The sequence below is a fragment of the Streptosporangium sp. NPDC048886 genome (assembly GCF_055586905.1).
Genome location: NZ_JBVJHH010000001.1, coordinates 306,238 through 318,539, shown reverse-complemented (window position 1 = coordinate 318,539; position 12,302 = coordinate 306,238). Strand labels below are relative to the sequence as shown.

10 protein-coding genes are annotated in these 12,302 nt (G+C 70.4%); 5 read left to right on the top strand and 5 right to left on the bottom strand.

Features of this window, described 5'->3' with window-relative positions:
• Positions 1–101: 101 nt before the first annotated feature.
• Positions 102–770 (bottom strand): class III extradiol ring-cleavage dioxygenase family protein, encoded by a 669-nt coding sequence (locus tag ACZ6R6_RS01350; protein WP_470089215.1) that lies wholly within the window; start codon positions 768–770, stop codon positions 102–104.
• Between the two features lie 205 nt (positions 771–975).
• Entirely contained in the window at positions 976–2,472 is a 1,497-nt protein-coding gene (gene miaB / locus ACZ6R6_RS01345) for a tRNA (N6-isopentenyl adenosine(37)-C2)-methylthiotransferase MiaB (RefSeq protein ID WP_470089213.1), read from the bottom strand.
• 238 nt (positions 2,473–2,710) lie between these two features.
• Here miaB and ACZ6R6_RS01340 point away from each other — a divergent pair, with 238 nt between their 5' ends.
• From ACZ6R6_RS01340 to ACZ6R6_RS01320, 5 genes are all read left to right on the top strand, one after another.
• Positions 2,711–3,466, top strand: coding sequence for an amino acid ABC transporter ATP-binding protein (locus ACZ6R6_RS01340; protein WP_470089212.1), 756 nt, complete (start codon positions 2,711–2,713; stop codon positions 3,464–3,466).
• 35 nt (positions 3,467–3,501) lie between these two features.
• Positions 3,502–4,311 (top strand): glutamate ABC transporter substrate-binding protein, encoded by an 810-nt coding sequence (locus ACZ6R6_RS01335; protein WP_470089210.1) that lies wholly within the window; start codon positions 3,502–3,504, stop codon positions 4,309–4,311.
• Positions 4,312–4,370: 59 nt separating this feature from the next.
• Positions 4,371–5,039: an amino acid ABC transporter permease gene (locus tag ACZ6R6_RS01330; protein WP_470089209.1), complete on the top strand. Its 669-nt coding sequence runs from the start codon at positions 4,371–4,373 to the stop codon at positions 5,037–5,039.
• Positions 5,036–5,974: an amino acid ABC transporter permease gene (locus ACZ6R6_RS01325; RefSeq protein ID WP_470089207.1), complete on the top strand. Its 939-nt coding sequence runs from the start codon at positions 5,036–5,038 to the stop codon at positions 5,972–5,974. The genes ACZ6R6_RS01330 and ACZ6R6_RS01325 overlap by 4 nt, the downstream gene beginning before the upstream one ends.
• A 175-nt stretch (positions 5,975–6,149) precedes the next feature.
• Positions 6,150–8,027, top strand: a complete 1,878-nt coding sequence (locus tag ACZ6R6_RS01320) for a S9 family peptidase (protein WP_470089206.1) — start codon at positions 6,150–6,152, stop codon at positions 8,025–8,027.
• A 1-nt stretch (position 8,028) separates the two neighbouring features.
• On the opposite strand, the gene rny is transcribed toward ACZ6R6_RS01320, so the two are convergent.
• The 3 genes from rny to recA form a co-directional block, all read right to left on the bottom strand.
• Positions 8,029–9,645, bottom strand: a complete 1,617-nt coding sequence (gene rny / locus ACZ6R6_RS01315; RefSeq protein WP_470089204.1) for a ribonuclease Y — start codon at positions 9,643–9,645, stop codon at positions 8,029–8,031.
• Between the two features lie 434 nt (positions 9,646–10,079).
• Positions 10,080–10,958 carry a recombination regulator RecX gene (gene recX, locus ACZ6R6_RS01310; protein WP_470089202.1) on the bottom strand — a complete coding sequence of 293 codons (879 nt, stop codon included), beginning with the start codon at positions 10,956–10,958 and terminating at the stop codon, positions 10,080–10,082.
• 13 nt (positions 10,959–10,971) lie between these two features.
• Entirely contained in the window at positions 10,972–12,075 is a 1,104-nt protein-coding gene (recA, locus tag ACZ6R6_RS01305) for a recombinase RecA (protein ID WP_470089200.1), read from the bottom strand.
• Positions 12,076–12,302 lie beyond the last annotated feature (227 nt).

Genomic DNA, 12,302 nt, shown 5'->3' with positions numbered 1-12,302 from the left:
AGATTGGACTTTCTGTCCAAGCGAGCGGCGTGCGGACGGGACGCGGGGCGAACGCGAGGCCGTCCCCCTCTACGGAGAACACGCCGGTCACCGGCCGGGGATCACTCCACCCAGCGGGCGACGAAGTAGCCCACCCCGTAGGGGGCGCCGTCGTAGAGGACCTCGCCGTTCAGGGAGCCGCCCGCTCCGGCGAGGACCTGGAGGGCCGCACGGCCGGCGACCCACAGCTCTGCGGCCTCGCCGGGATCCAGCTCCGGGACCTCGCCCCGGGCGAGCGCCCCGACGATCGCGGCGTTGTACGGCTGCGCGCGGGGATCCAGGTATCCGGGGGATTTCTCGGTGAGGCGGGCGGAGCCGTCGGCCATGACCAGCATCGCCACCCGGCCGGGCGCGTCCGCCAGCCGCGCGCCGAGCGCGGCGCACGTCTCCGCGGAGGCGTCGAACGGTACGGCGTGGAACCACGACGCAGCCATCCCCTCCCGCTCCAGCAGCCAGCGGCCGACCGACAGGGAGAGCGGCAGGACGGGCTCACCGGCGCCGACCCGGACGTCGGCGCCCCAGGGCGCGAGGCTCCCGGCGGCGTCGGCGCCATGGACCCCGGCCCGGTCGGCGCCGCCGACCACCACGATCACGTCGGGCGCGCAGTCCCGCAGGGCGCCCAGTGCGGCGGCGCAGGCCGCCCGGAGCTCGTCGAGCTCCGGGGCCGCGGCACCGGCCAGCTCGGGGATCAGCAGCGGAGGATGCGGGCAGACAGCCACGGCGGCAAGCACCCGGCCAGACTAACGGAGTCCCTCCGCCGCGGCCGCCCGCCGCCGCAGGCCGGACGGGTGCCGCACCGCGCACCGCCGGACGGCCGGAGGGGAGCCGGACGGGCACCGCACCGCCGGACGGCCGTGGAAGCACCGCACCGCCGTACGGGCACGCGAGCACCGTACGGCGGGGCGCGGATGAGGTCGCCTCATCCGGGCGGCTCGCTCAGGGGCGGGTGGAGCAGCCCGCGGGCTCCTGCGCCGGGGCGGGGCGGCCGATCGAGGGCATGCCGAGCATGACCCCGGGACCGGTGGTCGCCGGGGCGGCCTGCCGGGCCTGCCAGGCGTCGCCCGCGCGGGTGCGGCGGAGCTTCAGCGCCGGGCCGTCGGCCACCAGGTGGTGGGGGGCCGCGTAGGTCACCTCGACGGCGACCATGTCACCGGGGCGCGGGGTCTCCTCACCGGGGGCGAAGTGGACCAGGCGGTTGTCGGGGGCGCGGCCCGACAGGCGGCGGGTCGCCTCGTCCTTGCGGCCCTCCCCCTCGGCCACCAGCACCTCGAGCGTCCGCCCGACCTGCTTCTTGTTCTCCTCCCAGGAGATCTCGGTCTGCAGGGCGACGAGCCGCTCGTAACGCTCCTGGACGACCTCCTTGGGGATCTGGTCGTCCATGGTGGCGGCGGGGGTGCCGGGCCGGATGGAGTATTGGAAGGTGAAGGCGTTGGCGAAGCGCGACTCGCGCACCACGTCGAGCGTGCCCTGGAAATCCTCCTCGGTCTCGCCGGGGAAGCCCACGATGATGTCGGTGGAGATGGCGGCGTCGGGCATGGCCGCGCGGACCCGCTCGATGATGCCCAGGTAGCGCTCGGCCCGGTAGGAGCGGCGCATCGCCTTGAGGATCCGGTCGGAGCCGGACTGCAGCGGCATGTGGAGCTGGTGCATCACGTTGGGCGTCTCGGCCATGGCCGCGATGACGTCGTCGGTGAACGCCGCCGGGTGCGGGCTGGTGAAGCGGACCCGCTCCAGCCCGTCGATGTCGCCGCAGGCCCGCAGGAGCTTGCCGAAGGCGAGCCGGTCGCCGAACTCCACGCCGTAGGTGTTGACGTTCTGGCCCAGGAGGGTGATCTCCAGCACGCCCTGGTCGACCAGGGTCCGCACCTCGTTGAGGATGTCGCCGGGACGGCGGTCCTTCTCCTTGCCGCGCAGCGCCGGCACGATGCAGAAGGTGCAGGTGTTGTTGCACCCGACGGAGACCGACACCCACGCGGCGTAGGCGGACTCCCGCTTGGTCGGCAGCGTGCTCGGGAAGGTCTCCAGGGACTCCTTGATCTCGACCTGGGCCTCCTGCTGGACGCGCGCCCGCTCCAGCAGCACCGGCAGCGAGCCGATGTTGTGGGTGCCGAACACCACGTCCACCCAGGGCGCCCTGCGGACGATCTCCCCCTGGTCCTTCTGCGCCAGGCAGCCGCCCACGGCGATCTGCATGCCGGGGTTGCTCACCTTCGAGGGGCGCAGATGCCCGAGGTTGCCGTAGAGCTTGTTGTCGGCGTTCTCCCGCACGGCGCAGGTGTTGAACACGACCACGTCGGCCGTCGCCCCTTCGGGCGCGGGGACGTAGCCCGCGTCTTCGAGAAGGCCCGACAGGCGCTCGGAGTCGTGCACGTTCATCTGGCACCCGTAGGTACGTACCTCGTACGTGCGGGCGCTCTCCACGGTGACAGTCATCTCAGTAGACAAGGGTAGGCGCTCCGCACGGCCTCCGGGTACGGCCCGTCCGCTTACCGGAGCGCGGCGGGGACGGTCCCGGAGAGCGCCGCGCCGTACAAACTGACACCCGATCCGGCCGCTTTCGCACAGATCTGACAGAAGCTGGTCCATTTTTTACCCGAAACTGGCAGGTCGTGATCTGATCGGTACCGCAGGGTTAGCCTTGGGTGCCCTTTACAGAATTACGTTGTCCACCATGACGGAGAACGGGGACACGACTCCTCTGGTTGTGCTTGCGGATGTCAACAAGCACTTCGGCAACCTGCACGTCCTGCGTGACATCAATCTGACGATCTCTCGTGGCGAGGTCCTCGTCGTCATCGGCCCTTCAGGTGGCGGCAAGTCGACCCTGTGCCGGACGATCAACCGGCTTGAGACGATAGACGGCGGAACAATCACATTTGACGGGCAGCCGCTCGCGGCTGAAGGCAAGACGCTGGCCAAGCTCAGATCCGAGGTCGGCATGGTGTTCCAGTCCTTCAACCTGTTCGCGCACAAGACGATCCTGGAGAACGTCACGCTCGGGCCGATCAAGGTCCGCGGCATCGCCAGGGCCGAGGCCGAGCGGCGGGGCATGGAGCTGCTGGACCGGGTCGGCATCGGCGCCCAGGCGTCGAAGTATCCGGCGCAGCTGTCGGGAGGTCAGCAGCAGCGCGTGGCCATCGCCCGCGCTCTGGCCATGGACCCCAAGATGATCCTGTTCGACGAGCCGACCTCGGCGCTGGACCCGGAGATGGTCCAGGAGGTGCTCGACGTCATGATCGGCCTCGCCCAGGAGGGCATGACGATGATGGTCGTGACCCACGAGATGGGATTCGCCCGCCGCGCGGCGAACCGGGTGGTGTTCATGGCCGAGGGGCAGGTCGTCGAGGAGAACACACCTGAGGAGTTCTTCACCGCACCCCGGACCGACCGGGCGAAGGACTTCCTCTCCAAGATCCTTACGCACTAGCGGCTCACCCCCCTTTAAGAAGAAGAGGTAGCAAGATGCGTGTACGTCGTATTGGAGCCGTGGTGATCGCGGTGGCGGCCGCGGCGGCGAGTCTCACCGCGTGCAGCGGCGGCAGTGACAAGTTCGTCGTCGGAATCAAGTTCGACCAGCCTGGCCTGGGACAGAAGCAGCCGGACGGTTCGTTCAAGGGCTTCGACGTCGACGTGGCCAAGTATGTCGCCAAGGAGCTCGGTTACACCGACGACAAGGTCGAGTTCAAGGAGGCCATCTCGGCCAACCGCGAGTCCTTCATCCAGCAGGGCCAGGTCAACATCGTGATCGCGACCTACTCGATCACCGACGACCGCAAGAAGAAGATCGGTTTCGCCGGGCCGTACCTGGTGACCGGTCAGGACATCCTGACCCGCGCCGACGACACGACGATCAACGGTGTCGACGACCTGAAGACCAAGAAGGTCTGCGGCGCCCAGGGCTCGTCCTCGCCCAAGCGTCTGGTCGAGAAGTTCGGCGAGGCCTGGAAGGGCCAGTACCTCACCGAGCAGCAGGGCTACGGCGCCTGCCTGCCCCTGCTGGAGAACAAGCAGGTCGACGCGATCTCCACCGACGCGACGATCCTGGCCGGGTTCGCCACCCAGTCGCCCGGCAAGTTCCGCCTCGTCGGCAAGCCCTTCTCCGAGGAGAAGTACGGCATCGGCGTGAAGCTGGACGACAAGGACACCCGCGAGAAGCTCAACGCGGCCGTGGAGAAGATGTTCAAGGACGGCAGCTGGAAGAAGGCCGTCGACGCCAACTTCGGCGAGTTCGGGAAGTTCTTCACCACCCCGCCGACCGTCGAGCGCTACTGATCGGCCCCGAATCGGCCGGGGTGTGCGAACGCCCCGGCCGACCGCTATTGGAGGGATGAGTGCAGGCACTCTTCGACGAATTCCCGGTCATCCTGAGCGCGTTCTGGCTGACGATCCGGCTCGCGCTCACCAGCGGATTCATGGCGCTGGTCCTCGGGACGGTCCTCGCCGGGATGCGCGTCAGCCCGCTGCCCGTCCTTCGCGGGATCGGCACGGCGTACGTGAACATCGTGCGGAACACCCCGTTGACGCTGGTGATCGTGTTCTGTGGACTGGGTCTCGGCCTGGTGCTGGACATCTCGTTCTCCACGAGCCTGTCCACGAACTATCTCTGGCTGTCCATCATCGGCCTGTCGGCCTACACGGCGGCGTTCGTCTGCGAGGCGATCCGGGCCGGGATCAACACGGTGCCGCTCGGCCAGGCCGAGGCGGCCCGCGCCATCGGCCTGACCTTCTTCCAGAACCTGCGGATGATCGTGCTGCCCCAGGCGCTCCGCGCGGTGGTCGCCCCGCTGGGCAGCGTCCTGATCGCGCTGATCAAGAACACCACGATCGCCGCCGCCATCGGGGTGGGTGAGGCCTCCCTGACGATGAAGACGCTCTTCGAGTCGCACGGCGACGCGGTCGTCCCGATCTTCTTCGGCTTCGCGCTCGGCTTCCTGATCCTGACTCTGCCCACCGGACTGCTGTTCACCTGGCTGTCCAAGCGCATGGCGGTGGTTCGATGAGCACGCTGACCGCGGAACCGAGAAAAACGCGTAAGCGCGCGTCCGCGCCGGATCGGGCCAGCGTCCTCTACGACGTTCCCGGCCCGCGCGCCCAGATGCGCAACACCGTGCTCACGGTGCTGGTCGTCCTCGTCGCGCTGTTCGCCGTCTACGTGATGGTGACCAAGCTGGATGAGAAGAACCAGCTCAACGCCGACCTGTGGACCCCGTTCCTCCGGGGCGACGTGTGGGTCAACCTGATCCTGCCCGGCCTGTTCAACACGCTCAGCGCGGCGGCGGTCGCCGCGGTGATCGCGGTGCCGTTCGGGTTCGTCTTCGGCATCGGCCGGCTGTCCGACCACGCCTGGATCCGCGTCCCGGCGGGAGCGGTGGTCGAGTTCTTCCGGGCCATCCCGCTGCTCATCATGATCTTCGCGGTGATGTACGGCGGGAGCGCGGTCTTCGGACTGACCGTGACCCCGTTCATGGCGGTGGTGACCGGCCTGGTCCTGTACAACGGGTCGGTGCTGGCCGAGATCGTGCGGGCGGGCATCCTGTCCATCCCGCGCGGCCAGTCGGAGGCGGCACTCGCGATCGGGCTGCGCAAGGGCCAGGTCATGCGGATGATCCTGCTGCCGCAGGGGGTCACGGCCATGATGCCGGCGATCGTCGCGCAGCTCGTCGTGCTCCTCAAGGACACGGCCCTGGGGTTCATCGTCTCGTTCGAGGACCTGTTGAACGCGGGGGCGCGCGTGCTGCCGTCCAACTTCAACAACATCATCCCGGCAGTGATCGTCATCGCGATCGTCTACATCATCATCAACCTGATCGTCGGGGCCGTCGCCACCTGGCTGGAGAGGCGCAGCCGCCGCAGCCGTAAGACGACGGCCCAGCCGGTCGCCCCGCCCGGAGCGGTCGTGGCGCCCGGATCGGGCGAGGTGTCCGCGGTGGACTGAGGCGGCTCCGCATACGGGCAGCCCCGGTTCCGGGGAGCTTGTCCAGGTTCCGCCGAGGGCGGTCACCGGTCGCGGTGGCCGCCCTCCGGCGTTCCGGAACACAGAATCACCGCATGTCGCGCGGGATGCGCGCCATACCGGCGACAGGCGGCGGGTTATCGGGCAGGATTACGCCATGTCCCCCGAGCAGGCCGTCCTGCCGTACGCCACCTGGCCTTCCCCGATCTCCAGCACCGGGGTGGCCCGGTCCGGGCTGCGCCTGGGGTTCCCGACGGTGCTCGGCGGAGAGGTGTGGTGGACCGAGGACCGCCCCGCGGAGGGCGGCCGGACCACGATCGTGCACCGGGCCGCCGACGGCGCGTGCCGCGAGCTGCTGGCCGCCCCGTGGAGCGCCAGGACCCGCGTCCACGAGTACGGCGGGCGCTCCTACGCGGTGGTCCCCGGCGGGGGCGTGGTGTTCGCCAACCTCGCCGACCAGCGCCTCTACCTGCTGCTCCCCGGCGCCGAGCCGCGGCCGGTCACACCGGTCCCCGGCCAGGAGTCCGGGCTCCGCTACGCGGACATGGTCGTCCACGACGGGCAGATCTGGTGCGTCCAGGAGCGGCACCACGGCGGCGGGATCAGCCGCTCCATCGTGTCCGTCCCACTGCACGGCGAGGACGCGCCGCGCGAGCGGGTCGGCGGGAGCGACTTCTACGCCTGCCTCGCCCTCTCCCCCGACGGCGAGCACCTGGCCTACATCTGCTGGGACCACCCCCGCATGCCGTGGAACGGCACCGAGCTGCGGGTCACCCGGCTGGCCGACGGCGCCTCCTGGACGGTCAGAGGAGGGCCCTCCGAATCGGTGCTCGCCCCGCAGTGGCGCGACGACCGGCACCTCTACCTGATCTCCGACTGCTCCGGCTGGTGGAACCTCTACCGGGTCGGGATGCACGGCACCTCGCTCCAGGCGCTCCACCCGCTGGAGGAGGAGTTCGCCGGACCGCTGTGGCAGCTCGGCGGCCCGCCGTACCAGGTGCTGGCCGACGGGCGGATCGCGGTCCTGCACGGACGGGGGGACCCGCGGCTGGGCGTCCTCGACCCGGACAGCGGCGTGCTGGCCGACCTGGAGGTGCCCTACGACGGCTGGGAGCAGGTCCTCGCCTCGGACGGGCGCGTCCTGGCCGGGATCGGATACGGCGCGACGGCGCCCCGGTCGATCGTCCGGGTCGACACCGCGACCGGGCGGGCCGAGGAGCTCCGCCGCGACATCGACGAGCTGCCCGACCCCGCCTACCTGCCGCTCGCGCGGGCCGTGGAGATCGAAGGCCGGTCCGGCCGCCGGGTCCACGCGTTCGTCTACCCGCCGTCGAACCCGCGGGCCCGCGGCGACGGCGCCCCGCCCTACGTGGTGTTCGTCCACGGTGGCCCCACCGGGCGCGCCAGCGGCGCCCTCGACCTGGAGAAGGCGTTCTTCACCAGCCGCGGCATCGGCGTGCTCGACCTCAACTACGGCGGCTCCACGGGCTACGGCCGGGCCTATCGAGACCGGCTGCGCGGTCAGTGGGGCGTGGTCGACGTGGATGACTCGATCGCCGCCGCGGAGTGGCTGGCGGCCGAGGGCCTGGCAGACCCGGGACGGATCGCGATCCGGGGCGGGAGCGCGGGCGGCTGGACGGTCATGGTGGCCTGCTGCACCTCCGGCGCGTTCGCCGGCGGGGTCTCCTACTACGGCGTCAGCGCGCTCGCCCCGTTCGTCGCGACCACCCACGACTTCGAGTCCCGCTACATCGAATGGCTGGTGGGCCCCGCCGACCCCGTCCTGTACGGCTCGCGCGAGCCCCTCGGCCGGGTCGCCGGGGTGAGCTGCCCCATGCTGCTCCTGCAGGGGCTGTCGGACCCGGTGGTCCCCCCCGCCCAGTCTCAGGCCTTCGCCGACGCCCTCGCCGAACGTGGCGTCCCCTGCACCTATCTCACCTTCGAAGGCGAGGCCCACGGCTTCCGCCGCGCCGAGACCCGCAGCGCGGCGCTGGCCACCGAACTCGCCTTCTACCAGCAGATCTTCCGGAGCTGACTCAGCGCGCGAACTCCGTGGCCCTCGACTCGCGGACCACCGTGATGCGGATCTGCCCGGGGTAGGCGAGCTCCTCCTCGACCTGCTTGGCGACGTCACGGGCGATCACCTGGGCCTGGATGTCGTCGACCGAGTCGGGTTTCACCATGACCCGGATCTCCCGGCCCGCCTGCATGGCGAAGACCTTGTCGACGCCGTCGTAGGAGGTGGCGATCTCCTCCAGGCGTTCCAGCCGTTTGACGTAGGCCTCCAGGGACTCCCGCCGGGCCCCCGGACGGCCCCCGCTGATCGCGTCGGCGGCCTGGGTGAGGACGGCCTCGACCGTCTTGACCTCGACCTCGTTGTGGTGGGCCTCGATCGCGTGGACCACGTCCTCGTGCTCGCCGTAGCGCCTGGCGATCTCGGCGCCGATGAGCGCGTGGCTGCCCTCGACCTCGTGGGTGAGGGCCTTGCCGATGTCGTGCAGGACCGTGCAGCGCTTGAGCAGCATCGGGTCGAGCCTCAGCTCAGCCGCCATGATCCCGGCGATGTGGGCGGACTCCACGAGGTGGCCGAGCACGTTCTGGCCGTAGGAGGTGCGGTAGCGGAGCTGGCCCAGCAGGGTGATCAGCTCGGGGTGCATCTCGGTGATGCCGAGCTCCACCAGGGCGTCCTCGCCGGCGCGCACGCACAGCTCCTGGACCTCGGCCTTGCTGCGCTCGTGCGCCTCCTCGATGCGCTGGGGGTGGATGCGGCCGTCGAGGACGAGCTTCTCCAGCGTCAGCCGGGCGGTCTCCCGGCGGACCGGGTCGAAGCACGACAGCAGCACCGCCTCGGGCGTGTCGTCGATGATCAGGTTGACCCCGGTGGTCGACTCGAAGGCGCGGATGTTACGGCCCTCGCGGCCGATGATGCGGCCCTTCATCTCGTCGCCGGGCAGATGCAGGACGCTGACGACGGACTCGGCGGTCTGCTCAGTGGCCACGCGCTGGACCGCCAACGTCACGATCTTGGTCGCCCGCTTCTCGCCCTCCCTGCGGGCCTCGCTCTCGATCTCCCTGACGATCAGCGCGGCCTCACGCTTGGCCTGGTTCTCGATCTCCCTGACCAGCTCGGACCTCGCCTGGTCGCTGGTGAGCCCGGCCACCCGCTCCAGGATGGCCCTGCGCTCCTGCGCGACCCGGTCGAGGTCCTCACGGCGGTCGGCGAGCTTGGTCTCCGTCTCGGCGAGCTTGCGCGCCCGCTCGGCCTGGCGCCTGGCCTCCTCGTCGAGGCGCTGCTCCCGCTCGGCCAGCCGGTTCTCCCGGCGCTCAAGGTCGGAGCGGAGCTCCTTCAGCTCGTATTTCAGCACCTGGCTCTCCGCCTCGGCCTCCTTGCGCAGCTCGGCGGCGGTCTCGACGGCGGCTTCGGACCTGCGCAGGATCTCTTCGGCGTCGTGCTGGGCCTTGGTGCGGATGTCGGCCGCCTCGCGCCTGGCGTCTTCCAGCGCGGTCTGGATCTCGGCCTCCTGCTCGGGGGAGGGACCGCCCGTCCCGCCGCCCGCCCCGGTGCGGCGCAGCAACACGATCAGCGCGGCTATCGTCACCACGGCAAGAACCGCGACCGCCCCCGCCAATATGACGATCACAACCGGATCCATGCGCGCCCCGCCCTCCTCGCGTCGCAAATATCAAGCACGCGAGGGTCACACGCACGGCACGGAGAGCCCAGGCGCCGACGCCACCGGAACAGATATCAACCCAAGGCCGACGCTGCGCCGGTCACTCCCGCCGACACGCCGTCCGCCCACATCCGCCAAGCCTGCTCGTCCGTAAATTCGCCGTTATGACAATCCGCACTGCGCGGAGTAACTCCTCACTGCCGTCGAGATTAAGCGTCAAACAAGTCACGGGCAAGGCAAAGCCCGGTTGGGGACCGTTCAAACATGAGAAGCCGATGTTTCTTTCCCCAACATCCCCGCCCGGCCCGGTGACATCGCCGGATCCCCGGCGGCGCCGGGGGTGACGGCACCCGGCCACGGAGCGGACCCCGCCGCCGGGAAATTCCGGCGGCAAACAACTCAGCGTGCTTTCGCTAGTCGGGTGGGTAATCCAACTCGGCGGAAAATGCGGGATTTTCCGCCTCTTCACTCTCAAGTGCCTCACGGACCACACGGAAGGCCAGCCCGGGGCCGTATCCCTTCCGGGCGAGCATGCCGGCCAGCCTGCGGGTCCGGACCGCCGGCTCCAGCCCGCGCGTCGAGGCGAGCTTGCGCGCCACGAGCCTGCGGGCCGTCTCCACCTCCTGCTCGGGGTCGAGCTGCTCCACCGCCTCCTTGACGGTGTCCTCGTCGACCCCGCGGTGGCGCAGCTCCGAGGCGAGGGCCCTGCGGGCGAGACCCCGCCCGGCGTGGCGTGAGCTCACCCAGGCCGCGGCGAACGCCTCGTCGTCGATGAGCCCGACCTCGGAGAACCTTTCGAGGACGGCCTCCGCCGCCTCCTCGGGCACCTCGCGCTTGCGCAGCGCCTCGGCGAGCTGGGCGCGGGTGCGCGGCGCCATGGTCAGCAGCCGCAGGCAGATCGCCCGGGCCACGGCCTGCGGATCCGCGGCGGGCCCCTGGCTCGCCGGAGACCCCTCGACCGGCCCGTCCGGCAGGATCTCCCGGGAGGCACCCCGGGAGCGCTTCCCACCACGCCGGGACCCACGACCGCCCCGGCTCTCCCCTCCGGAGCGGCCCGCCGCGTCTTCTGCTGGGCCGCCTTCTGGAGCGGGGCCGTCGTCCAGGGCGGAGCCGTCCTCCCAGTCGGGGCCGGACGCCTCCCATGCGCCCGGCTGACCCCGGCGGGAGCGCCGCGACCGGCCGCCTGCCCGCCTGCCCGTCCCGGAGGAGCCGGCCTCCGGCACGTCCGGCCAGGCGCCCCAGTCTCGCGGCCCGGCCGCGCCGGCCGGACCGGAGTCAGGTCCCGTCGTCATCGATCAACCCGGCTCAGACGTCACCCGGCTTGGGAGTGGCCGCCTTGGAGCCACGGCCGGACGCGGTCGGGGCCGGGGCCGGGGCGGCAGCGGCGGCCGGCGGAGTGGCCGGGCTGTCGAGGCGCGGGCCGATGCCGAGCTTCTCCTTGATCTTCTTCTCGATCTCGTTGGCCATGTCGGGGTGGTTCTTCAGGAAGTTACGGGCGTTCTCCTTGCCCTGCCCCAGCTGGTCGCCCTCGTAGGTGTACCAGGCGCCGGACTTGCGGACGAAGCCGTGCTCGACGCCCATGTCGATCAGGCCGCCCTCGCGGGAGATGCCGACGCCGTAGAGGATGTCGAAGTCGGCCACCCGGAAGGGCGGGGCCATCTTGTTCTTGACGACCTTCACCCGGGTGCGGTTGCCGACCGCCTCGGTGCCGTCCTTCAGCGTCTCGATGCGGCGGATGTCGAGCCGGACCGAGGCGTAGAACTTCAGCGCCTTTCCACCCGTCGTGGTCTCGGGCGAGCCGAACATGACGCCGATCTTCTCGCGGAGCTGGTTGATGAAGATCGCGGTGGTGCCCGTGTTGTTGAGCGCGCCGGCGACCTTGCGCAGCGCCTGGGACATCAGCCGGGCCTGGAGGCCGACGTGGCTGTCGCCCATCTCGCCCTCGATCTCGGCCTTGGGCACCAGGGCCGCGACCGAGTCGATGACCAGCAGGTCGACGGCGCCCGACCGGATCAGCATGTCGGCGATCTCCAGCGCCTGCTCACCGGTGTCGGGCTGGGAGACCAGCAGCGCGTCGGTGTCGACGCCCAGCTTCTTGGCGTATTCCGGGTCGAGGGCGTGCTCGGCGTCGATGAACGCCGCGATGCCGCCCGCCCGCTGGGCGTTGGCCACCGCGTGCAGGGCGACGGTGGTCTTACCGGAGGACTCCGGACCGTAGACCTCGATGATGCGGCCACGCGGGAACCCGCCGATGCCGAGCGCGACGTCGAGGGCGATGGAACTGGTCGGGATCACTTCGATGGGCGCGCGGGTCTCATCGCCGAGGCGCATGACAGAGCCCTTGCCGAACTGACGCTCGATCTGAGCGAGCGCGGTCTCGAGCGCCTTCTCGCGGTCGTTAGCCGCCATGGGAGCCCCCTGAAGGGTCGCGGGTTGAATCGGTTGCCAGAAAGCTACGGGGTGCCACCGACATTTTCTGGAGAGCACGCCACGGGTGGCGGCGTGTCCAATATAGCCGAACGATTGTTCGATCGTGGCTCAACGGCGCCGGACGCTCCGGGGGCGCCGCAGGTCACAGCAGAGGGTGACCCCATCCTTGGGGCGACATTTCCGGGCATTGGCTCGGACCTGTTGCC